The 22,668-nt window shown below is 62.0% G+C and carries 18 protein-coding genes; 11 read left to right on the plus strand and 7 right to left on the minus strand.

What is annotated here, in order from left to right; genetic code table 11:
* Positions 1-37 precede the first annotated feature (37 nt).
* From ZBI01S_RS07970 to ZBI01S_RS07980, 3 genes are read right to left on the minus strand one after another with little or no spacing between them, the layout of a single operon-like run.
* Positions 38-2,221, minus strand: coding sequence for a glycosyltransferase family 2 protein (locus ZBI01S_RS07970; RefSeq protein ID WP_066058892.1), 2,184 nt, complete (start codon positions 2,219-2,221; stop codon positions 38-40).
* A gap of 34 nt (positions 2,222-2,255) precedes the next feature.
* The gene (locus ZBI01S_RS07975; RefSeq protein WP_066058894.1) at positions 2,256-3,479 is read right to left on the minus strand and encodes an ABC transporter ATP-binding protein; all 1,224 of its coding nucleotides are present in this window, start codon (positions 3,477-3,479) and stop codon (positions 2,256-2,258) included.
* Positions 3,480-3,482: 3 nt separating this feature from the next.
* Positions 3,483-4,445 (minus strand): ABC transporter permease, encoded by a 963-nt coding sequence (locus ZBI01S_RS07980; RefSeq protein WP_066058897.1) that lies wholly within the window; start codon positions 4,443-4,445, stop codon positions 3,483-3,485.
* Between the two features lie 101 nt (positions 4,446-4,546).
* Here ZBI01S_RS07980 and ZBI01S_RS07985 point away from each other — a divergent pair, with 101 nt between their 5' ends.
* The 5 genes from ZBI01S_RS07985 to ZBI01S_RS08005 all read left to right on the plus strand — a co-directional run bounded on the left by ZBI01S_RS07985 (position 4,547) and on the right by ZBI01S_RS08005 (position 9,824).
* Positions 4,547-4,798: a hypothetical protein gene (locus ZBI01S_RS07985; RefSeq protein ID WP_066058900.1), complete on the plus strand. Its 252-nt coding sequence runs from the start codon at positions 4,547-4,549 to the stop codon at positions 4,796-4,798.
* A complete protein-coding gene (locus ZBI01S_RS07990; protein ID WP_066058903.1) occupies positions 4,782-5,609 on the plus strand; it encodes a rhamnan synthesis F family protein in 828 nt (275 codons plus the stop codon). The genes ZBI01S_RS07985 and ZBI01S_RS07990 overlap by 17 nt, the downstream gene beginning before the upstream one ends.
* A gap of 132 nt (positions 5,610-5,741) precedes the next feature.
* Positions 5,742-7,712 carry a glycoside hydrolase family 99-like domain-containing protein gene (locus ZBI01S_RS07995; protein WP_245610585.1) on the plus strand — a complete coding sequence of 657 codons (1,971 nt, stop codon included), beginning with the start codon at positions 5,742-5,744 and terminating at the stop codon, positions 7,710-7,712.
* A 163-nt stretch (positions 7,713-7,875) separates the two neighbouring features.
* Entirely contained in the window at positions 7,876-8,340 is a 465-nt protein-coding gene (locus ZBI01S_RS08000; protein ID WP_066058909.1) for a hypothetical protein, read from the plus strand.
* Positions 8,340-9,824 carry a LasA N-terminal domain-containing protein gene (locus tag ZBI01S_RS08005; protein WP_066058912.1) on the plus strand — a complete coding sequence of 495 codons (1,485 nt, stop codon included), beginning with the start codon at positions 8,340-8,342 and terminating at the stop codon, positions 9,822-9,824. The genes ZBI01S_RS08000 and ZBI01S_RS08005 overlap by 1 nt, the downstream gene beginning before the upstream one ends.
* 225 nt (positions 9,825-10,049) lie before the next feature.
* Here ZBI01S_RS08005 and ZBI01S_RS08010 read toward each other — a convergent pair whose 3' ends face one another.
* Entirely contained in the window at positions 10,050-11,537 is a 1,488-nt protein-coding gene (locus tag ZBI01S_RS08010) for an O-antigen ligase family protein (RefSeq protein ID WP_066058915.1), read from the minus strand.
* Between the two features lie 91 nt (positions 11,538-11,628).
* On the opposite strand from ZBI01S_RS08010, the gene manA reads away from it, so the two are divergent.
* The 4 genes from manA (at position 11,629) to ZBI01S_RS08030 (ending at position 18,717) form a co-directional block, all read left to right on the plus strand.
* Positions 11,629-12,933, plus strand: coding sequence for a mannose-6-phosphate isomerase, class I (manA, locus tag ZBI01S_RS08015; protein WP_066058918.1), 1,305 nt, complete (start codon positions 11,629-11,631; stop codon positions 12,931-12,933).
* A gap of 272 nt (positions 12,934-13,205) precedes the next feature.
* Complete coding sequence (locus ZBI01S_RS08020; protein WP_083524631.1) at positions 13,206-13,517, plus strand: WhiB family transcriptional regulator; 312 nt, start codon at positions 13,206-13,208, stop codon at positions 13,515-13,517.
* A 234-nt stretch (positions 13,518-13,751) separates the two neighbouring features.
* Positions 13,752-16,745, plus strand: coding sequence for a glycosyltransferase family 2 protein (locus ZBI01S_RS08025; protein ID WP_083524632.1), 2,994 nt, complete (start codon positions 13,752-13,754; stop codon positions 16,743-16,745).
* Positions 16,732-18,717: a DUF5719 family protein gene (locus tag ZBI01S_RS08030; protein ID WP_066058924.1), complete on the plus strand. Its 1,986-nt coding sequence runs from the start codon at positions 16,732-16,734 to the stop codon at positions 18,715-18,717. The genes ZBI01S_RS08025 and ZBI01S_RS08030 overlap by 14 nt, the downstream gene beginning before the upstream one ends.
* Before the next feature lie 77 nt (positions 18,718-18,794).
* Here ZBI01S_RS08030 and ZBI01S_RS08035 read toward each other — a convergent pair whose 3' ends face one another.
* Entirely contained in the window at positions 18,795-19,262 is a 468-nt protein-coding gene (locus ZBI01S_RS08035; protein WP_066058927.1) for a hypothetical protein, read from the minus strand.
* Between the two features lie 80 nt (positions 19,263-19,342).
* On the opposite strand from ZBI01S_RS08035, the gene ZBI01S_RS08040 reads away from it, so the two are divergent.
* Positions 19,343-19,564 carry a DUF3499 family protein gene (locus ZBI01S_RS08040; RefSeq protein ID WP_066058930.1) on the plus strand — a complete coding sequence of 74 codons (222 nt, stop codon included), beginning with the start codon at positions 19,343-19,345 and terminating at the stop codon, positions 19,562-19,564.
* Between the two features lie 211 nt (positions 19,565-19,775).
* Entirely contained in the window at positions 19,776-21,209 is a 1,434-nt protein-coding gene (locus tag ZBI01S_RS08045) for a phosphomannomutase/phosphoglucomutase (protein WP_066058933.1), read from the plus strand.
* A 132-nt stretch (positions 21,210-21,341) separates the two neighbouring features.
* Here ZBI01S_RS08045 and mobA read toward each other — a convergent pair whose 3' ends face one another.
* Positions 21,342-21,929 carry a molybdenum cofactor guanylyltransferase gene (gene mobA / locus ZBI01S_RS08050; protein WP_066058936.1) on the minus strand — a complete coding sequence of 196 codons (588 nt, stop codon included), beginning with the start codon at positions 21,927-21,929 and terminating at the stop codon, positions 21,342-21,344.
* A gap of 63 nt (positions 21,930-21,992) precedes the next feature.
* Positions 21,993-22,668, minus strand: a 676-nt coding sequence (locus ZBI01S_RS08055) for an Fpg/Nei family DNA glycosylase (RefSeq protein WP_066058941.1), incomplete at its 5' end; no start/stop codon positions are given.

The raw sequence follows: 22,668 nt of genomic DNA on the forward strand, positions 1-22,668 counted from the left end.
GGCTGTTTTGCCCGCCCCAAAGGTTTTTGTGAAGTCGTCAGGCGTCCTGTAATGGGTAACGGTCGTTCAATGACTTCCAGAACGCGACCTTGTCCCAAACAAGCTCGTTGTACTGATTCGTTTCGTGAAGCACGAACGAGATCGGGAGATCGACCGCACGCAGATCCCAACCCTTGTGGCCAGCAAACCTGCTCATCCAAGCGTCCTCAATGTAGAGCCCGGGTTCTGGCAGTTCGTTGAAGAACGCATCATCGCGTACGAGTTCGAAGTCACAAACGCACCCTCCGGTAGCCACGTAGTCAGCCTTTTCTCCGTCAGCGGCACGCTCCCGCTGCCAATAGTCGAGAGGGTCTACTCGCCAAGACCAAAACCCAGCGAGTTTTCGCGTACCGCCGGCGGATAGCAGCGTCGTCAGCGAGGTCGGCGTAATGTCTTCATCATCGTCCAACATGAGGAATGCCCCCGTGGAACCTTCGTTGGCTAGGTGCCGAGCCGCAATAAAACGACCGATTCCGCGGATGTTTCGAGGGCTTTGGACGAACTCAACGCTCGAAACTGCACCGCTGGGCGCGAACGCACGAATGCGTGTTTCGTACCATTCCTGGTCCTGAGCACAGTTGTTCCAAAAGATGACGCGCAAGCTCATTCGCGCATTCGTTTGGGCATCCACCTGCTCGTCAAGCTGTTGCAGAATTTCTTCTATGCGCTCTCGCCGGTTCCACAAGCACATGATCAATGGGGTGGCCGAGCGATCCGGTTTGCCGAGGAGAACCACCGGTGATGGGGGATCTTGCCATAGTTGCTGGAATACGGCGTAGCTGTCTTTGCGCTCACGTTCGCGTTCGATCGTTGCGGCGAGATCGGCGGATTCCGCCGGGTGTGGATCCGCATCCTTCGTTGCGTCTGTAGGAGCCGGTGTTGAGACTGTTGCGGACCTTGGAGTTCGCCCGCTTGACGCTGCTTTCCGAAGGCGGTTGATCGCTTTACGCGGTAACGATGCCAGACCTCGTCCGTAAGTTTCCCCGTCATAACCGGTCACAAAGACTGAGGCAGCGGTGCGAACCGCTCGACTGGACGTGAGTTCAGCCATCATGGAGCGTAATGCGTCAGCCTCAGCGGTCTTCGCTGCAAGTTGCGCTTCTATTTGGGCATGCTGAGCTCTTGCTACGTCAAGTTGGTCGGTCCGGGTCGCGAGTTCTGCTGCCGTGTTTTCATCCTTTTGCAGGAGCTCATAGAACTCCTGCGTCCGGTATTCCAGCTGGGCTTTGTACTCTGCCTCAGAGATGAGCCACGGGCCAATTAGCGCAAATTGGTTGCGTCCTTCGTCAATATTGCCCATGGTCACCGGCGCGGCAAGCGCTGCTGACAGCGCTTTGGGGAGAACAGCCTGGCCACTGCGCAACTGCTCGAGCTCGTCTTTTACTCGTGTATCGAGTACGAATCCTTCACCACCATTTGCGTTCGGATGACGAGCGATGAAAACCGGTTCGAGCACTCCGCTTTCCAACCAGCGGGCATCGCGCATGCCGTGATGCCGAGGGGATGGCGTTCGATTTGAGCGACGATAGGCTTCGGCCGTGATCTCTACTCGATGCCGATAGCGGTCCCAGGTTCGGTAGGGCAAGTGCAGGACTTCGAGTGCAGCGTCGGCAGGCACGTCTTCGGTGAGGGGTAGGTCCGTCGCGTGGTTGCCCTGCACGACGTTGACCGTTTCGCTGGCGCGGTGCACACAGTCCTGTGTTGGGTGGGCGTGGAGCCCGACCCGGTTGAGGGCCTCGATAGTGCGTTCGTCGCGCCACACATGGGAGCAGGCCGCAGAGCCTGCCTTTAGCGGAAGCCCCATGAGGTTGCGGACCGGCGCATCGAAGCTCTGCACGTTCGCGGGCATGCGGCCAAGCGCTTCCGCTACTGTGCCGCCATTCGCCGCGAAGAAGAACTCATCTGCGTCGGCGTTGATCACCCAGTCGGCTTGATACTTCTGAGCTGCTCGACGCGCCATCGCTGTCACAACTTCGGCTTGTTGCTTTTCGAGCCGTGGGTCATCGTTGACTTCGAGCACGCCAGCATCCGCGTATTGCTGCAAGATCTCCCGAGTGCCGTCTGTAGAGGCATTGTCGGTCGCGATGATGAAATCAATGCCTTGCGCCAGGTGGTGCTCGATCATGGCAGCGATGATGTCGGCCTCGTCGCGCACCATCAAGGTCATGACGATCTTGGTCATGGCTTTACCTCTCTAACGGACAGGAGTGCTGGAGCTAGTTCGCAATCTCGAGGTTAACGGGGGAGTAGTGCAAACCAGCCGCTCGTTCGTCGGTTTCTGCGGTGAACGCAGCTGCGTCCTCGAAACGGCTGATCTCTGCACCGCTGCCGTCGTAAAGCGCTGCGCTGATGGTGTATTCCTGTTTGGGCAGGTGCATGTTCGGGAAAGTCGCGCGCAGTGTGTGCGTTCCGGGCGTAAGCGTGGTGCCCTTCAAGCCTGCTCGGTGAGCGCTTGTCATCATCGCCATCTGCTGTAGGCCGTTGGTCAGCGAAAGACCGAGGTTCCAGCCTGGCAACTCATTCTTGATGTCAACATCGATTTCAACGGTGAGGTTGCCTCCTGGGTGCAACACCCCACCCTCGACGATCGAGCGAATCTCGCTGATGGCGCCCTGGCTGCGGCGTTCGCGTTCGGCTTCGTTCTCTCGGAGCTCGCGCGCGATGCGCTCGCGCGCGACGTCGGCATCCACCAAGCTTTCGAAACCGCTGCGGAGCACTTTCACCGCATCAATCGGGTTGCCGTCGTAAACGACCTGCCCCTGACCCAGAACCAGCGCTCGAGTGCAGAACTCTTCGATCTGCGACAGGGTGTGCGTAACCATGATGATCGTGCGGCCCTCTTCTTGGAAGGAGCGAATCTTGTCCAAGCACTTCTGTTGGAATGCTTCGTCGCCGACCGCGAGCACCTCGTCGACGAGCAGAATATCGGGATCTACGTGAACGGCTACAGCGAAGGCGAGGCGCACGTACATGCCCGACGAGTAGAACTTCACCTGGGTGTCGATGAAGTTCTCGATGCCTGAGAATGCAACGATTTCATCGAAGTACTTGTCAGTTTGTTTCTTTGAAAGCCCGAGGATAGAGGCGTTCAGGTAGATGTTTTCTCGCCCGGTGAGGTCTTGGTGAAAACCCGCACCAAGTTCGAGCAGCGCCGCGACTCGGCCACGCTGCAAAACACGTCCGGTAGTCGGGCTAAGAATGCCGCCGATGATTTTCAGGAGCGTTGATTTACCGGAGCCGTTTGGGCCGATCAGCCCAATGGTGTTGCCGGAATGAATGTCGAGTGAAAGGTCGCGCAGAGCCCAGAAATCTTCTGCGTGTGCTGCAGTCCTACGCGGGTGCAGGATTCGATCCTTGAGCGACTTGTCCTGGTGTACGACGAATCGTTTCGAGACGTTTTCTACCGTGATGACGGTAGGGCTTTCGATGAATTTCTGCATGTTCTAAAGCTCCTGTGCGAAGTTGCCCTGCAGGCGCGAGAACAGGCGCTGCGAAAGAAATACGAGAATGAGGCCGACAACACCTGCGATAAGCAGGCGGAGCTTGAACAATTCCGGGAACATGAACGTTGGGTCAGCGCCTGGGGCGGCCGGCGGCAAACCTGGTGCCCAGAATGCTGCTTGGAACGAGATGACCGCGAGAGTGAGTGGGTTATTGATGAACACTTCGTTCAGCCAAGCAGGCCATCCGAGATCGGCAAATGCAGTGCCGACGAAAGTCCACGAATACACGATTGGCGACGTCCACATCATGAGCATCACGATGACTTCTACGAGATACTGCACGTCACGCAAATACACGTTGACTGCGGCGAGAGCCAGACCGGCGGCCATTGAATAGAGCAAGACAATTGTGATACCGGCCAATGCGTAAACCAAGTTCCAGCCAAGGTTGAACGTGCCGGCAAGCAGCGCGGCGGCAAGGAGTACCAGCATCTGCAGCATGAAGTTGAAGGCCGCGGAACCGAGTGCTGCCAAGGGGAACACCTCGCGCGGTAGGTAGACCTTCTTAACGAGTCCGGAGTTGCCGACGATTGACCCGGTCATCAACATCAGGACTTCTGACGCAAAGCCGTAGATAGTAAGACCCGAAAAAATAAAGACAGCGAATTCGGGAATCGACCGTGCAGCACCGAGGAAGTGCCCCAGTACCAGGTAGTAGACGAGCAACTGTGTCAGTGGACGAACGAGGCCCCAAAGGAACCCGAGGGCTGAGTCCTTGTACCGAGCGGTGATTTCTCGTGAAACCAGAAGACCAAGCATCTCGCGGCGATGCCAAATGTCCGTAACTGCTTCGATGAATCCTGCTGCGCCTCGGCGCTGTGGACCCACTGGTTCAAGGGTCAGCGAAGCAATTCGAGTGTTGCGCGCCTCGGCGACCTGTTGAGCCTTTGATGGTTCGTTCATTGATGCTCTCGTTCCTTGCCCGGTTAAAAGCTGGGCGGTGCAGAGTCTACCGACGGTAACGCTTGCGTACACTTATGGCACGCAATGATGAGAGGGAAGAGATGAGCACTTCTGCGGGAAAACTGTCGGAAGAAGCGCGGTTGCAGAGCGAACTGCGTGCCGCGCAACTCACGGTTCGGCAGCTGCAGCAGCGAATTGACCGGTTGGAGCGTCGCGTGGCTGCGGAGCAAGCAAGCGCTGCGATGTTTGCCAACCAGGTGAAGGAGCTGCGGGCTTCGCGCTCGTGGCAGTTGACGCTACCGGTGCGAGCGGGGATGCGCGCTATGCGGGCCGTTCGTGGCCGACGGGGTTAACGTGCGCAGCCTGTTCTACGAGGGCATCCTGCCGCAGATCCATTGGGAGACGTCGGCTCGAATCAGCCCGTCTCCATCCCGTGTCGCCGTCGTCGCGCAGTGGTCGCTTTCGCCGATCATGTCGAAGTCGTTCGCCGCGCTGGTCAACTCGCTCTTTGCACGTGACTACGAGGTGCTCATCGTGAGCGCTTGTACAGATTCGCAACCGCTGCATTTTTCTGAACCCCTCGAAGGGGAACCAGCAATTATTCGAAAGCCCAACATTGGCTATGACTTCGGTAGCTGGGCCGTTGGGTTCTTGCATCAGCCACAGATTTTCAGCGCAGAGCGTGTGCTGCAGGTCAACGATTCGCTGTTGGGGCCATTCTGGAACATGGATCCCATCTATGACGACTTCGAACGCGATCTCGGTGACGCATGGGGACTCGTCCGTAACTACCAAGTGACCCCGCACCTGCAGAGCTACTTCATCGGTTACACCGCAGATGTGCTGCAAGCAAAGGTCTTCCAGAAGTTCTGGACCGAGGTGCGCGTGCATGCTGACAAGCAAGAAATCATCAACAACTACGAACTCGGGCTGTCACGGACGCTCTATGGAGAGGGGTTCGTGCAAGCTGCCTACATTGAGCCGCAACTGCTGCGTCACTCCACGCTCAATCCGATGATTTCTGCATGGCTGCAGGTACTGCGCGAGGGCGTTCCGTTCCTGAAACGCGAACTGATCACGCGTCCGAGCGTGGGTGTGCAGGGAGAGCGAATCCCCGAGCTGCTTCGCCGAGAATTCGACATCGACATCGCAGAATGGTGCTAGCGGTCACGGCATACGGAGCTGCCCGTTGGTACGAAACTAGAGACATAAGAGGAAGGCAACACGTTGCGCCGTATTACTAAAGAGGGTGTCAAGCGCCGGTTGATCCGTGGCCGAGAGGTTGTCGGAGACCTAGTGGCTGGGCGGACCCGTGTGGCCGAAGACTCGAAGGAAGGGTGCGGCTTTGGCTCGTGGCTGCACCGGTACGAAGGGATGCACTTTGTCGGCTTCCCGGCGAAATGGCGTGTTGACTTCCCGCCGTTCGTCGAACCGGCGCCTATTGGTGTGCACCTGCACGTGTACTACGACGACCTGGTGTCGGAAATCGTTGAGCAGCTTGCCAACATCAAGGTGCCGTTTGACGTCATCGTGACCAATGCATCCAACGCCACGATTACCGAGGCGGACATCTTGCCGAGCGGTGCCAAGAACGTACGGATCCTTCCCGTCGAGAATCACGGTCGGGACATTTGGCCGCTGCTGCAGGTTGTCAACGCGGGCATGTTGGACCCGTATGATCTGGTCTTCAAAATCCACACCAAGAAGAGTGCTTGGCGTGAACAGCACGAGACGCTTTCTGGGTCGGGCGACCAGTGGAAGGAAGGGTTCTATCGAGACCTGCTCGGCACTCCCGAGAACGTCGAGACTATTCTCAACGCGTTCGCGGCAAACCCGGGTATTGGTGTTGTGACCTCAGAAGGGTCGATTGCGTATGCCGACCAGTGGGGCGGTGACGAAGAGCACGTCAAGCAAATCCTTCGCCGAATTCGTCTGCCGCACAAGCACGACGATCTTGAATTCCCATCCGGTTCCATTTACTGGATTCGCGGGTTCGTGCTGCAGGGATTGCGCTCGCTGATGATGGACCGTCCAGACTTCGAAACCGAAGCTGGGCAGATCGACGGGACCACCGCGCACGCTATCGAGCGACTCATTGGCATTCTTGCGCTTGAGGCCGGCTATGTCATTCAGGAGCGTCAAGATGTCGAAGCGGTTGCGGAACCGCTGGATCGAGACGGACTCGTTCAGGTGCTAAGCGACCCCGAGTTCCGGGCGAAGGCGATGGCGTTCTACCTGCCGCAATTCCACACGTTCCCCGAGAACGACGCCTGGTGGGGCAAGGGATTCACTGAGTGGACCAACGTTTCGAAGGCCAAGCCAGTGTTCCAGGGGCACCCGCAGCCATTGCTGCCGGCTGAGCTCGGCTTTTATGACCTGCGCATGGATGAAGTTCGCGAGGAACAAACGAAGCTGGCGAAGGCTTTCGGCGTGCACGCGTTCATGTACTACTACTACTGGTTCTCGGGTCACAAGCTGATGGAAATGCCCATCAACCGATTGGTCGAATCCGACATTGATCAGCCGTTCTGCATCATGTGGGCAAATGAGAACTGGACCCGCCGCTGGGACGGTGACTCGAAGAACGTACTCATCGCACAGGAGTACGACAAGGTTCCAGCCGAGAACTTCATCGATGACGTTATGCCGCTCCTGCAGGATGAGCGATACCTGCGTGTTGATGGTGCAGCGGTGCTCGCGGTCTATCGCATTGCGCAGTTGCCGAACTACCAGCAGGTTATCGAAGAATGGCGACGTCGTGCTCGCGAGGCTGGGGTAGGGGAACTGCACCTGATGTCCGTGGACGTCGGTGCAAACTTCGACGGCCTGAACGCCTCGTACATGGAGGCAGGTATCCAGGGCGCGCTCGCCTTCCCGCCGCACAACCACGAGTACATCGCTATTGCGCACGACGGGCTTGGTGTTCGTGAGCGTTTCCAGGGTGGGTTGTTCAGCTATCAAGGCATGTGCAACGCGGCCATCGCTCGTCTTCGTGGCGACTTCCCGGAAACGGACTTCCCGGGTGCGATGGTTGGGTTTGACAACACGGCCCGTCGTCAATGGGAGCCTCACGCCTGGGTGGGGGCAAACCCCTACACGTTCCGTCGATGGATGCGTGCCACAGTTGAGGCTGTTGCGCTTCGCGACCCTGACCACCGAATCGTCATCGTGAACGCATGGAACGAGTGGGCAGAATCGGCCGTTCTTGAGCCGACTCAACGCTGGGGATTCTGCTACCTGCAGGCACTCCGCGCCGCATTGATCTAGCAAAAAGTGCACTAATACTTACATCAGTGTAATTCGGTGCGACACGCCGGCATCTTGATAAAAGATGCCGGCGTTTTCGCATTTTCCCGTGACAAGTGTGATCGATGTGACTACTGTGACTCATGTCAATAAGAGTGACGACACGCCGAAGCTAGGGGAAACCATGTCGACATCGCTGAAGTACTTGCGTGGCGCGAGCGCCCTCGCGGCCCTGCTCGCCGGGGGCCTTGCGCTCACCGGGTGCAGCCAAGCTGCCAACGACGCCGGAACCAGTGCCACCGACGCTACCGCTGCGCCAGCAGTGACCACCGCGCCCACCGAAACCGATGGCGCCGTGGGCGAGCTCACCGTAATCGTCACCGAGGCCACCCTTGTCGACGGCAACATCGAAACCCGTGCCGTGGTAACCGGCCACATCGGCGACGGCACCTGCAAGGTCACCGCCACCAGCGCATCCGGCGAAACACTCACTGGCGAAGCTGCTGCAGTACCCGACGCGCAGAGCACTTCGTGCCCGCTCGTCGTGCTCGAAGGTGCCGACCCAAGCGCTGACTGGAAGGTCACCGTCGAATACACCGGTGACGGCGTCAGCGGCACCTCAGAAGCCACCACCACGGAGGTGCTCTAGTGCGTACGCTTGCCAACAAGTTTGTCGTCGCGATCGCCGCCCTCGGCCTGCTCGCGACCGGTGCCATTGCCTCGGTCGTTAGCCAGAGCGCCGAAGCTGCCGACGCGTCGAAGTTCAATCCGGGCATGATCATCACCGACGAACAGTTCTATGACGAAACTTCGATGAACGCGGACGAGATCCAGAAGTTCCTCGACGAAAAGGGCCAGAACTGCACCGGCAGCAACTGCCTCAAGGACCACCGCCAGGACACCCAGTCGTACCCCGCAAACCTCTGCAAGGGGTACGTCGGACAGCGCAACGAAAGCGCCGCCACCATCATCGAGAAGGTGGCAAAGTCCTGCGACATCAACCCCAAGGTTCTGCTGGTGATGCTTGAGAAGGAAACTTCGCTGGTCACCATGGACAACCCTGCCGAATGGCGCTACGACCGCGCCATGGGCTACTACTGCCCGGACGACCCCAACCGCCCAGGCTGGTGCCACCCCGACTATGCCGGCTTCTTCAATCAGGTCTTTGACGCTGCCGGCCAGCTGCAGAACTACAAGAACAACCCGGACAGCTTCGGCTACCGCGCCGGCCGCACGCACAACATCCTCTATAACCCAGACGGATCGTGCGGCACCAAGAGCGTCTACGTCGAAAACGTCGCCACCGCATCGCTATACATCTACACCCCGTACACGCCAAACGAGGCCGCGATGAACAACCTCTACGGCGAAGGCGACGGATGCTCGTCGTACGGTAACCGCAACTTCTGGCGCCTGTTCACCGACTGGTTCGGTCCGACTGACGCTCCGGTAGAAGCACCGAAGCCGGACCCAAAGCCGGAAATCAAGCCTGAGCCGAAACCTGAGCCGAAGCCGAGCGCCACGGAGACGGTGAAGCCGGCACCCAAGCCGACGCCGACTACGAAGCCGGAACCCACTGCATCCGCGACGCCGACCGAAACGGCGAAGCCGACCGAAACCGCTGGCGTAAACGCGAACTCGTCAGCGTCCAAGGGCAAGGGTGAAGCTGAAACGGCAACGCCAGACCCCGTGCCAGCTGAAGAAGTCACGCCTGAAGCAGCACCAGCTGAACCGCAGGCAGGCGACTCTGAAGCAGCGAAGCCCGAGGCAATGAGCGTGATTCCGAAGCCGGCAGCGCCACAGGATCTGCCGATGAACAACTCGGATGCACACGCTGCACCAAAGGCTGACGCAAAGAAGGACGGCGCGTCGACCTCGCAACCGGTTGCTCCGAACGCCGGTGACAACAATGGCTCGATGAGCGTTGTGCCACGCGCGCAGGAGATTCCGAGCCAGGATGCCGCGGCAACCGATAACGCGGCAAACAGCGAAGCCGAACAGGCCGAAGCCGCACCTTCGGGCGTCATGGCCGAAACCGGCAGCACCCTCACGATTGCTGGTGTGCTGATTCTGGCCGCCGTCGGTCTGGCTGGTGTGATTCTGGTCGCGGCATCGCGCCGACTCAGCCGATAACGAGCCGTCGCTCGACAACACGAAGAGGGAGTGGATCTGCGGATCCGCTCCCTCTTTGCTGTGCCGGGAGAGTCGCTGTACGGATGCACATGGCGCAGTGCGTGCGTGCCGGTGCGGGCGCGCGGTTATGGGGATGCAGGCCTGAGATTCATGCAGGGCTGAGGCTTATGCAGGCCTGCAACACGTGCACAGGTGGCCGCGTCAGTCGTGAACCGCCTACTGCAACTAGTCGACGCGCAGGTCGAGCGCGAGCTCGCTGTCTGCGTGCTTCACCGTTCCTGCCTGCCGCGGACGCAGCGGTGCGTTCGACGAACGCAGCTTCGCAAACATCGCCAAGTAGCACAGCAGCAGCCAATTTCCTTCGATCAACAACCGCGACTCGGTCATCGCTTGCACCGTGAGTGCAATCGTCAAGAAGAACGGTGCGGCGACGGCATATGACGGATGCGCGCGGCGTGCGTTCACCTTAGGTCGCGGCATCAACGGAATATCGTGCAAGTCAATCGCCAGCCACCAGGTGCGAACCAACGCCGTGAACACCAGTGCGGCAAACAGCAGCGCACCAATCGTTCCCGTCTGCATCCACACATCAAGGAACGCATTGTGGGCCTGGTGGTACGGCACGCCTTCGATAATGGCGAGCTGTTGGAACTCGGGCAGCCACGGTGCCCAATAGCTAATCCAGCCCTGACCCAGCACGGGCGATTCCACGCCCAGATTGATGACGGCACGCCAAATCGTGCCGCGTCCCGACATGTCCGAGCTGCGGTTCATCATCGCGAAGATCGCATTGTTATTGACGATCACGAGCACAGCACCAACGACCAAGACGGTACCGACCGAGGCATAGAGCATCCACCGCTGCCCCCGCTCGAGCCGGCGACCCGCCACCACGAGCGCGGCACCGAGCGCCACAAACGCGATCGTCACGTACACGGTGGCCGAATCGGTCCACACGATCGCGCCGATTCCCGCCAATACCCCCAGTGTCGCGCGCCAGCGCACGATCATGCCGTCAGCAAGTTCGGCCAGGGTGGTGATGATCGCCAAGAGTGCCACCAGCGCCAGCAGGTTTCGGTTGCCCATCAAACCTTGTAGCGGGCCGCCCTGGAATAGTTCGGAATGTGTCCAGTAGTAACTTCCGGGAATATGTTGCGCAGATAGGGGAGCGGAGTCGCCCAGCACCTGCTGCAAGAAGTTCGTACGCAGGTACGTAGGCGGCACCACGCCATAGGGAGCGAACAGTGCCGCCCCGAGTTCAAACAGCAGCGAGCCGTACACCAACAAGCGCATGCCAAACGCGAACGTACGCAAGAACTGAAAGCGACCGAGCGAAACCGCCATCATCGAGGCCGCCGCCATCGTCAGGGTCTGAATCGCAGCCCCGGCCACGGTCTCGAGCTGGTACCCGCTCCACAACACCGACAGCCAGCACCAAGACACAAACGCCACCAGCATGTACGGCAAGTGCAAGAGGTGGAGCTTCGGGCGCCGGCGTCGCATTACGACGACCGACAGTGCACCGAGTCCGAGCACAATCAGGCCGTAGCCAGTCCAGCCGATGGTGTAGCGGAACAGATCGCCGCTAAACGCGACGATGATCATCGCCAGCGACAGCATCATCGCCTTCGAGTATCCGCGGATCTCGGTCGCTTGCTGCCATGGCAGGCGGAGACCGAGCGCGCGAACGCGCCCCACGAGTTGAGACGACATGGGCGCAATTCTTGCATGCGGTCATGATTTGGTCGGGTGATTTCGGTCGTGAGCGTGCAAGGCGTTACCGAGTCGTTGTAGCCTGCCTGGGATGCTGTTGTCGATTCAAAACAGCCCCATGCGCTATTCGTGGGGTGCGAAGGGCGCCATTTCGCAGGTCATAGGTTCGGGCGCGGCACTTGTCGAACCCGAAAATGCTGCGGATGCGAACGGATCGGCACCGATTCAAGCTGAGCTGTGGCTCGGCGCACACCACGGCTCACCAAGCCAGCTCGTGGATGCCGAAGTCGTACCCGGCTGCCGCGACCTGCGCGACGTGATTGCACAGCATCCCGAAACCGCGCTCGGCCCGCTTGCGGCCGGACTGCGCGAAGGCGAGGCGCCACAGTTGCCATTCCTGATGAAGGTGCTGGCCGCCGCGCAACCGCTCTCGCTGCAGGCACACCCCAAACTTGCTGAAGCTCGGGCCGGGTTCGCCCTCGAGAACGAACGCGGCGTGCCGATGGATGCGCCGAATCGTAACTATCGCGATGCATCCCACAAACCTGAACTGCTGATTGCGCTCACCGAAACGATGGATGCGCTCGCGGGATTCCGTGCGCAAGCTGAGGTTTGCGAGTTGGTCACTGCCATCGCCGACGCCGCACCAGAAAACCTCGCGTTCCAGGTATTCACCCGCCGCGTTCGCGAAGCAGAATCGGAAGGCGCCATGCTCGAACTTGTGGCGTGGCTGCTCAGCGATGACCCCGAAGTTGCCGCTGCGGTGCCCGCGCTCGACAGCTGGCTCGACGACGCACCGACGAGTGCCGAGCGCTGCCGGTACCCGCGTGAGCGACGCAACCTTGCGCGCATCCGTGCGGCGTTTCCTGACGATGCTGGCTGCCTGACCGCGCTGCTGATGAACCACGTGGCACTCAAGCGCGGCGAAGCGATCTACGTGCAGGCGGGCGTACTGCACGCCTATATTGACGGCGTTGGCATTGAGGTCATGGCCGCGAGTGACAACGTGCTGCGCGGTGGACTGACGCCGAAGCACATTGATGTGCCCGAATTGCTGCGCGTGTTGCGGGCATCGCCGACACCGCCGCCGTTCTTGGCGCCGCTTAACCTGGAGCACGGGCTGCAGCTGTTTAAACCCGAAGAACCTGACTTTCAGGTACAGCGCGTGTGTGGCGACGACGTTTCGGTCAAGGCGCACTTCGTCGGGCCGGCAATTTTGCTCGGACTCAATGGCCCGCTTACCGTGACGGGTGCGAGCGGCGAGTGCGTGACCTTGAACCAGGGTGATTCGTATTTCATTACCCCGGAAGAAGCACCAGTGCACATTGCTGGTGCGGGAGATTGCGTGCTCGCTTCGGCCGGTATCGAACCGGGAACGGCGCTGCCACTGCGCTAAGTCGGTCGATTCTGGCGGTTTCGTCGCTGGATTTGACATGGCTGCAAGTGATGCGGCCGATTCTGGGCAATCGTCAGGCGCGCCGCGGTCTGACGCGGAACGCCAGGTGAACAATTCCCAAAACCTGCGACACTCCGTGACTGGGAATAACCGGAAAGTCTCAAGGCAGGGGTTAGGGTTTCCGAATTTTGCCTTGACGCGAGCTAACTACACCGCTGTAATTACATATGTGAGGCGGGCAAGTCGCTCGTTGAAATGTGGGGAGTTGTGTTATGGCGAAGATGATTCGACCAGTGCCAGAAAACTGGTTTGTTGATCCGCTCGAACTGGGTGTGCCCGGTACCGAGCACCACGTTGGTGACGACAATCCACTGGCATGGCAGGCCGATGCTCTTTGCGCACAGACCGATCCCGAAGCGTTCTTCCCAGAAAAGGGCGGTTCCACGCGCGACGCAAAGATGATCTGCCAGTCGTGCGAAGTTCGCGCGCAGTGCCTCGAATACGCACTCGAGCGCGACGAGCGCTTCGGCATTTGGGGCGGCTACTCGGAGCGCGAGCGCCGCAAGCTGCGCCGCCAGGCCTAGCTCGCAGCCGCGATCTCCGGGCAACCACTGCGCGGAGCGCGCCATACCAAGGGGCAATCCCAGCCGAGCCACATCCGTACCGCGCCCACGCGCATCCGCATCACTCATCCCACACTCACGATGCGGACGGCAGGGCGCACAACGGGTACCGGCGGCAACTGAAACGGATTCAGTATTTCGGCTTGCCGTGCCTAATGTGTATTCCGCACCCAACCACTGCCTAGCATTCACCTGATGCGCCCAAGAGTTACTGCAATTGTCGTTGGGCAGAACGCTGCAACGGCCCTCACTCGAACGCTACCCGCGCTCGAGGCGCAAACGTGCGCCCCGAACCGCACGGTCATGGTGGACCTGGGTTCCCGCGACCGCACCGAGGTACTGATGCGGAATGCGGGGCCGGATAAATATCTGCGCCTGGACGACTCGACAACGTTCCCCAGTGCGATCCAAGCCGCCGTTGACTACTGCAACGAAGCCGACGCCGAAGAACGCGAACGCCGTAAGCAGCTGGGAGTCGATCCCGAACTCAGCAACGACTGGTACTGGATCCTTGGCGCCGACAATGCCCCCGAGCCCGACGCGCTTGACGCGCTGCTCGACACCGCCGAACGCAACCCATCGCTCGAGGTCACCGGACCAAAAATCGTCCACAGCGACGACCCGGCACGCATCGTTGAATACGGCGAATCGCTAACGCACTCGGGCATCGCTGTGCGGTTGCACCAGGATGCGATCGATCAGGGCCAGTTTGAGCACCTCTCCGACGTCCTTGCGGTCGCCGCGGGCGGCATGCTCGTGCGCCGCGACACTTGGGATCGACTCAACGGCTTCGACGAAGGACTCGACGCTGTCGACGACGGTCTCGACTTCTGTGTCCGCACCTGGCTCAGTGGCGGTCGCGTACTACTCACTCCGCGCGCACGCGTCGAAGCTAGCGACACAGATGCGATGGGGACCACGCACTTTGGCCGTCGCACACGCCCGCTGCAGAAGTACCGCATCCGTCGCCAAGCCCAATTGCACCGACAACTCTCATGGTCGTCGCTACCGGAATTCATTCTGCGCTGGCTCTTCCTGCTGCCGCAGACCCTGCTGCGCTCGATCATGCACCTGCTGCGCAAGACCCCGGGGCGCATTATTCCGGACTGGCGCGCGGCACTGAGGGTCTGGTTCTTCCGCACCGGCGTACTGCAGTCACGCAAACAGTTCGCGGCGACGAAACAGCACTCCACGCAGAGCCTTTCGAAACTCTTTGTGTCACCGGGCGAGTGGCGCAAACTCCAAGCGAACAAGCGTGACGAATACCGCGCCGCCACACAACAGCATCGAGATCGCTACAACTTCATTACCGGCGGTGGCGGTTGGATCGCGCTGTTCGGATGCGTGCTCTCGCTCGTGCTGCTCTTCCCACTCGTGCACTCCGCCACCATTACCGGCGGCGCACTACTACCGCTCTCGGGCAACATCGCCGAGCTCTGGGGCAACACCGGATACGGCTTGCGCGACACTGGCGGTGGCGTCGGCGTGGCCGACCCGTTCAACTACCTGCTCGCGTTCCTCGGTACCACCACGTTCTGGGAACCGAGCCAGAGCATCCACATGCTCTGGCTGATCGCGATTCCCGCATCCGGCATCGGTGCCTGGTTCCTCGCCGCGCGACTGACCGAACGCCCCTGGCCGCGCGCCATCGTTGCGCTGACATGGATGATGTCGCCGACGCTCTTCAGCGCGCTCATGGAAGGCCGCCTCAGCGGCGTCATCGTGCACCTGGTGCTGCCCTGGCTGCTATTCACCGGAATCGGTGCCGCAAGCTCCTGGGCCGCTGCCGCCTGCTGCTCGCTGCTCGCACTCATCGTCGCGGCCTGCTCGCCAATGCTGCTGCCACTGCTGGTGGTGCTCTGGCTTATCGCACTTCCGCTTGCCGGTCGCGGCTGGGTTCGCATCTTCTTCGCTAGCGTCCCAACGCTGGTCATGTTCATGCCATTGGGCATCACCCACCTCAACCGTGGCCGTCCGTTCGCGGTCTTCGCCGACCCGGGCCTGCCAGTCATTGCCGAGCCCACGCGCGGTTGGGAAGTCCTGACACTCTTCCCAACGACCAGCGTTGGCGGGTGGCGTGGCGTAATCGCCAACATCAGCGACAATCCGGTGATTTGGTGGATGCTCGTGCTGCTGCTGATCCCGCTTGTTGCGTTGGCCATCTCGGGGCTCTTTACCCGCACCTGGCGTGTCGCGCTCGCGGGTATTGCACTTGCTTGCGGTGGCTTCGTCGTCGCGGGCATCGCCGGCGGTTTCTCGTACGCGTTCCACGCGGGCGAGCGGGTGCCGCTGTGGATCGGCAGCGCGCAGTCCGTTGCGCTGCTCGGCCTACTCATTGCGGCCGCCGCCGGCATGGTCGCGCTGCGCTTGGGCGGCACCATCGTGGGCGTCATCGGAGCGCTCGCGATCGTCGCCCTCGCGCTACCAATCGCGCCGGCGCAACTGAACGGCAACTCGCAAGTCGCCGCATCCACCGGACGCACCCTGCCCGCACTCGTTGAAGCACAGGGTGCCGCCGCCAACCAACTCGGCACGCTCGTCATCACGCCGCTCGGCAGCGATCGCATTAACGTGCACCTTGAGCGTGGCGCGGGCCAAACGATGAACGAATTCTCGACGCTCTCGACCACGAACACCGAGCTCACCGAAACGGACCGCGCCCTGGCCGAAACGGCCCTGCAGTTCCTTTCGGACGGCGCCGCGAACCCGACTGCGGAACTCCACGACCTCGGTATTGGGTTCGTGCTCGTCGAGCCCGCACCGACTGCCGGTGCCGTGCTCGAACAGCGACTGGTCACCGCGATGTCGACCAACGAGGCGCTCTCGACTGCCGGTGAGGTCGACAAGATCGGCACACTCTTCCAGGTGAAGAACGCCGCTGAGCGCCCAACCGACCCGGCACTGGCCGGAGCCCTCGACACTGACAACCTGAAACACGGCATCGGTCGTGCCCTGCTCATCGTGCAGGGCCTCGTGATGTGTTTCGTGATTCTGCTCGCACTGCCCACCGGCGGTATCGAAGCGCGCGCTCGCGGTATCCGCCAGCGTCGCGGACGCAAGCGCTGGTTCGATCTGGACCGCGGCACCACGCGCACCGAACTCGCGTTCGACTCGCCAGCCGACCTGTACCAAGACCAGCCAACCGGCGAGCACATCGACATGCCCGGAGGCGATCGTGACGACGTTTGATCCTGAACAGACCCCGACGCTCACCGCGTTCGGCATCGACCCCGAACTGGTTGCGGCACCGCAGCCGGCAGGAGCGGGCCCGCTGAACTTGCAGGCGCCGGTAACCGTGCCGGTATTCCGTGCGGATGCAGGTGCGGATGGGGATGCGGATGCTGCTGACTCGGTTGCAGGTGCCGTGGCCGACGCTGCGACGGTTACTGCCGCAGACGCCGAAACTGGTGATGTCGCAGCGACTGATAATGAATCGAATGTCGATGAGGGCGAATCCGCCGACGAACCGGCAGGTGCTGCCGAAGCAGGCGACCCCGAAGCAAGCGAAACCGAGGCACCGGCGGAGGAACCGCATCCGGTAACCGCCGAAGCCACCACGCTCGCCGCACCGGCCGCGCTTGCCGTGACCCCCGGCGAACCCGAACCGGAACCCGCCGGTGACGAGTCGCCGGTGCACCTCGACGAGCGCGCACCGTCGGCCACGGCGTCTGCCGCCAACGCTGCCGAATCGGCAACCGCCGCCGAACTGCCGCGCGGAATGGGCCGCAAGCGCACCCGTACGAAGCTGCCAAAGGCACCGAAGCCACGCACCCGTCGTGTGCCCAAGAGCCGCGTCGCCGAAGCTCGCAGCGCGCGCAACAAGGCCGCGTTCGCACGAACCGTTGGCATTATCGGCGCCGCCGGAATCGTCGCCTCGAGCGTGTGGGTACTCGGCTGGATGCCGCTGCCCGAACAACACGCGCAGGCACCCGTCGCCACGATCACCCCGAAACCGGGCGAGCAGGTGCGCGTTTGCCCCGGCCCGCTGCAGCAATTGGGCTTGACCTCGAAGGCGGATGCGATCAGCTCGGTTGGCAGTGCCAAGATCCACGAAGCGGCCGAGGCGCCGGGCGCGCCAAAGATCACCGAACTCGGTGACGAAGGGCCCGTCGCCTACTCGGTTCCCGGCATGAACGGCGACACGCACAGCCAGCTCGGCGTCTCGCAGAGCGTCGAAGCCACGGGCAAGAAGTCGAGTGGATTCTCGGTCACCAGCTGCAGCCAGCCGGTGCCATCGCAGTGGCTACTCGCCGGCAACACGGTCGCCGGACACAACTCGGTGCTTGACGTCATCAACCCGGGCGACGTGCCGGCACGCGTGAACTTTGCGCTGTACACCGACAAGGGCCCCGTGCGCCCGACGATCCCCGAAGCAGTCCTGCAGCCGGGCGAGCGCAAGCAGGTGAGCCTTGCCGGTGTCGCGGCGGATGCGGGGGCGATTGCGGTGCGCGTCGAAGCCACCGGTACGCCCGTGGTCGCGTACGTGCACCAGACGGCCATCGAATCGCTGCACCCCAAGGGGTCAGACATTGCCAGCGCCACGGCGCTGCCAGCAACGCGTCAGGTTATTGCCGGGATGCACGTATTTGCTCGTCCGGTACAGGACGATGATGCGCCCACGACGCTCGGTACGGTCGTGCGCATGATGAACCCGGGTGACACCGACCTCAATGCCACGATCACCTTCATCAGCGCCAGCGGCGAGCGCACGACGCACGAAGTGCCGCTGACCGCGGGACGCGTGGTCGACATGCCGATCACGACACTGCCCGAGGGCGAGTACACCATCGTGGTCGACGCCGATGCCCCAATTCTCGCGAGTGGTCGCATGGCACCGCTCGACGGCGGCGAATTTGCGTGGATCGCATCCTCGCCAGAGATCAATGGCAAGACCATGGTCTCGATTGCCGAAGGGCCGAACCCGAAGCTTGCCCTGGCGAACCCGTCTGACGCCGATCGCACGCTCAAAGTCAACGGTAAGGACGTGCGCGTACGCGCCGGAACCACCGTGTACATGGATGAGCCAAGTGGTGCTGATGTGACGCTCGACAATGCCGAGGGGATCTACGCGGCCGTCTACTACTCGGGATCGGGCGCGATCTCGGGCATGCCAGTGCTCTCGGGTAACCCCGACGCCACGCCGATTCAGGTGGTTCGCTAGCTCGGTTACAGCGGTCAGTTCGGTGCTGCTGGCGCAAGGAATGCTGCGATGAGATACTCCTGCGAGGACCGCAGGGTTTAGTGACGCGGGCCGAGTAGATCGTCGTTGATGATCCCGTCGAGTCCACCGTCGAGCAGCTGCCCGACCGCAGCGATTACCGTGCGCTCGACGTACTCGCGATACTGCGGCTGTAGCTCGGGATTCGACAGCGGCATGCGGGCGAGGCGTTCAATAGGCACTCGGTACAACACGACTTCGTGCGGGGGATTGCACCGCCAGCGCTGCATGCCATCAGCAGGCATGCCACGGTGATCACGTTCATCCACCGGCATCGGCGAAATCAGTACGCGCACATCGCGCATCTGCTCGGGCGCCATACCTCGCAAGAAGCCCAGCGTTTCACCAACGACCTGGTTAAAACGGGGGATGCGGCCGGTCGGCTGTGGCAGGAACGGTCCCGTCGGGCTTGAACGCAGGCTGCGGCCGTGGCGGCTGTGCGAGCCGCGCGAACGGCGCGAACCGTGAGCAGGAATCGGGGAACGCATGCTGCCAGCCTACGTGGTGTGCCGCATCCTCGAAATTCGCCGAGTGTCGGGACAATTGCGGGTGCGACTACAGTGGCCGTATGCGTTCACGGACCTGCGCCCGAGTGTCGTGCTCACGAAAAGCACAGTTCACACTCACGTTTGACTACACCGACAAGATGGTTGCCATCGGTCCACTGTCGTTTCGTTCCGACCCGCACAGCTACGATCTGTGCCCGATTCATGCCGAGCGCACGACACCACCCGAGGGCTGGACGATGATGCGTCCTGCGAGCCTCGGTACGCAGCCACCCCGCCCGTAACGCCCCTGCGCGTCGAGCGCCCGATTCGGCGGGGCCGTCAGTTGCTTGTTTCGCAAGTTCGTGCGACTTCCACTGCGGGTATCGAGCACACGATTCTCGGCGCCAGAAGTATCCGCCTCAAGTCGGAACTCTTGCCGAAATACCCCGTGAATTCGGCCCCGAGCCGGGCAAAGCGAGCCGAATTTGTGCGTTAACCGGTAGGTTCGAGCGCATGCAGCAAGCAATCCCAGCTACTCCAGAAGCCGAGCGCGGTGACCTTCAGGCCATCGTCAAGAACTACGACATTCGTGGTCTTGTCGGCGACACCATCACCGTGCCTGCCGTCCGCGCGCTCGGTGCGGCGACGGTTGACCAGCTCGACCTCGCCGGTAACGAACTGGTTATCGGCCACGACATGCGCGATTCGAGCCCGGGCTTTGCCGAGGCATTCGCTGAAGGCGCCCTTGTTCGCGGCGCCAACCCGCAGCTGATCGGCCTGTGCTCGACCGACATGAGCTACTTCGCCTCGGGCGTGCGCAACGCTGCCGCGGCCATGTTCACCGCCTCACACAACCCCGCCAGCTACAACGGCATCAAGATCTCGGCACCTGGCGCAAAGGGCATCTCGCTCGACACCGGCCTCGCTGCCATCCGCGACCGTGCCCTCACGTACCTTGCCGACGGCATCCCTGCCGTCGCCGAACCGGGCTTGCAGGCGCGCCTTGACGTGCTCGGCGAATACGCCGCCTACCTTCGTGAACTCGTCGACCTGCGCGGCATTCGCCCGCTCAAGGTCGTCGTCGACGCCGGCAACGGTATGGGCGGCCTCACCGTACCTGCTGTGCTCGGCACCGCCGCGGGCCTGGCTGCACTGCCGCTCGAAATCATCCCGATGTACTTCGAGCTCGACGGCACCTTCCCGAACCACGAGGCGAACCCGCTCGATCCGAAGAACCTCGTTGATCTGCAGGCGCGCGTGCTCGCCGAGGGCGCCGACATCGGTCTTGCCTTCGACGGCGACGCCGACCGCTGCTTCGTGGTGGATGAACAGGGCCAGCCGGTTTCGCCATCGGCCGTTTCGACCATGGTTGCGATCCGCGAAATCGCCCGTGCACGTGCCGCCGGTGACGCCGAAGTGCACATCATTCACAACCTGCTGACCTCGCGCCACTTCGCCGAGACCGTGCGCTCGCTGGACGCAGAACCGGTACGCACCCGCGTTGGCCACTCGCTCATCAAGGCCGAGATGGCCCGCACCAACGCCATTTTCGGTGGCGAACACTCAGCGCACTACTACTTCCGTGACTTCTGGGGTGCCGACAACGGCATGCTTGCCGCGATGCACGTGCTCGCGCAGCTTGGCGCCACCGACCTGCCCATCTCGGAACTTGCCGCACAGCACACGCCGTACTTCGCATCCGGTGAAATCAACTCGACCGTTGCCGATATTCCGGCCGCGTACGAGCGCCTCTACACCGCGTTTAGCAGCGAGACCGACGTTGACGAGCTCGACGGACTGACGTTCACGCACGGTGGCCGCGACTGGTGGTGGGCGAACATCCGCCCATCGAACACCGAGCCGCTGCTGCGTCTGAATGTCGAAGCCGCCACGCCAGAGCTCATGGCGAGCGTTCGCGACCGGGCGCTGGAGATTATCCGCGCCTAGCGCGCACCCGTCGCCTAACTGTTGCGTAATTGCCCGGCATCGACATATGTGCGATGCCGGGCATTATTTGCAACGGTTGGGGCGCGCGTGCTGCCTGGGTGAGGGCGCGTGCTGCCTGGGTAACACTGCGGTCTAGCGTGCTGCCTGGGCCGCCCGGTAGTCCTGCGGCGTATCAATATCGCGCAGTTCCGCATCCGGCACCGAAACCAGCACCGGTTCGACGCCGCGAAACAGCCACTTGACCGGGCCGTTGTTTGGGTCGTCTATCGCGGCAACCTGCTGGCGCAGTAAAGCTAACGGCCACGCGGTCACGAGCATCTGCATCCGGCCGGTGCCATCAACACAGCTTGCGGGCCGTGTGGTTGCGGCTTCGGCCAGGCGCTGCAGTGTTGCGGCGCTGAGGAATGGCATATCGCCGGCCAGGATGCACACCGTGCCGTCGGTAAGGTCGTCGAGCCCCGGCAGCGCCGAGCAGATACCCGCGAGGGGACCGGCATACGGCGTCGAATCGGGCAGCGTCTGCACCTCGGGCGATGTCAGCCCCTCAGACGTACCAGCGATCAGGATGCGGGCTGCCGGGTTGGTGGCGCGCACCGCGGTAATGACGTGGTCGGCCAGCGGCTTGCCCGAAAGCTCGAGGGCAGGCTTGTGGACCTTGTTCATGCGGCTCGATCGGCCGCCGGTGAGGATGATGGCGGCGTGCGGTGTTGGCGCAGTCATGTGGCTAAGCGTATCGTCGCACTGCGATTGGCACCGCGATTGGCAGCGCAGCCGGGCACTGGCCTAGCGCTGGCAGTGCGGGCACCACGCCGACTCGCGCAACCCACCGGGGCCGGCACCATCGACGAGATCGTCATCGGACCGCATCCGCACCCCAACCGCACCGGCGCCAGACGTGCCGCCACCTGCCCGGCGCACACCCGAGGCATGTTTGCCCTGCAACACGGTCGTGCCACAGCGACGACAGGGCTTACCGCCGCGCGCGAAGACGTAGGTGGTTTGCCCGGGCAAGCGGTTGCCGGTGAAGGTGCGTTCGACGCGGTCGCGATTGGCAAGCATTAGCTCGCGGCCAAGCTCGAGCCATTCGCCGATGTCACCGGCGTCGGCGACCGTGGTGTTCGGCAGCAGGCCGCGCAGAAAACACATTTCGGTGACGTACTCATTACCAAGGCCAGCAACATTGGCCTGGTCGAGCAGTGCTGCGGTAATCGGGCGTTCGGGTTCGGCAAGGATGCGGCGGCGCGCTTCGTCGAGGTTGGGTGCCGCATCGAGCAGGTCGGGTCCGAGCCAGCCGAGCATTTCGGGCTCTTGCGCCGTGGGCCAGGCACGCAACCGCGCGAGGTCGACGCCGAGCGCGACCACGGCATCGGTATCGAGGCGGGCACGGATGCGGTGACGGTCGGGCCAGGGGCGTCGACCGCGGGTGCCGGTACGGCTCGCGCCGCCCGCCGAGCGGGGC

The sequence above is a fragment of the [Zimmermannella] bifida NBRC 103089 genome (assembly GCF_001570925.1).
Lineage (GTDB): Bacteria > Actinomycetota > Actinomycetes > Actinomycetales > Microbacteriaceae > Gulosibacter > Gulosibacter bifidus.

Bases quoted from the DNA above. Each gene is read 5' to 3' on its own strand.
- ZBI01S_RS08025 (WP_083524632.1), top strand. From the start codon at position 13,752: ATGCGCCCAAGAGTTACTGCAATTGTCGTTGGGCAGAACGCTGCAACG.
- ZBI01S_RS08020 (WP_083524631.1), top strand. From the start codon at position 13,206: ATGGCGAAGATGATTCGACCAGTGCCAGAAAACTGGTTTGTTGATCCG.
- ZBI01S_RS07985 (WP_066058900.1), top strand. From the start codon at position 4,547: ATGAGCACTTCTGCGGGAAAACTGTCGGAAGAAGCGCGGTTGCAGAGC.
- ZBI01S_RS08035 (WP_066058927.1), bottom strand. From the start codon at position 19,262: ATGCGTTCCCCGATTCCTGCTCACGGTTCGCGCCGTTCGCGCGGCTCG.
- ZBI01S_RS08000 (WP_066058909.1), top strand. From the start codon at position 7,876: ATGTCGACATCGCTGAAGTACTTGCGTGGCGCGAGCGCCCTCGCGGCC.
- ZBI01S_RS07980 (WP_066058897.1), bottom strand. From the start codon at position 4,445: ATGAACGAACCATCAAAGGCTCAACAGGTCGCCGAGGCGCGCAACACT.
- ZBI01S_RS08010 (WP_066058915.1), bottom strand. From the start codon at position 11,537: ATGTCGTCTCAACTCGTGGGGCGCGTTCGCGCGCTCGGTCTCCGCCTG.
- ZBI01S_RS07970 (WP_066058892.1), bottom strand. From the start codon at position 2,221: ATGACCAAGATCGTCATGACCTTGATGGTGCGCGACGAGGCCGACATC.
- ZBI01S_RS08045 (WP_066058933.1), top strand. From the start codon at position 19,776: ATGCAGCAAGCAATCCCAGCTACTCCAGAAGCCGAGCGCGGTGACCTT.
- ZBI01S_RS07975 (WP_066058894.1), bottom strand. From the start codon at position 3,479: ATGCAGAAATTCATCGAAAGCCCTACCGTCATCACGGTAGAAAACGTC.
- manA (WP_066058918.1), top strand. From the start codon at position 11,629: ATGCTGTTGTCGATTCAAAACAGCCCCATGCGCTATTCGTGGGGTGCG.
- mobA (WP_066058936.1), bottom strand. From the start codon at position 21,929: ATGACTGCGCCAACACCGCACGCCGCCATCATCCTCACCGGCGGCCGA.
- ZBI01S_RS08040 (WP_066058930.1), top strand. From the start codon at position 19,343: ATGCGTTCACGGACCTGCGCCCGAGTGTCGTGCTCACGAAAAGCACAG.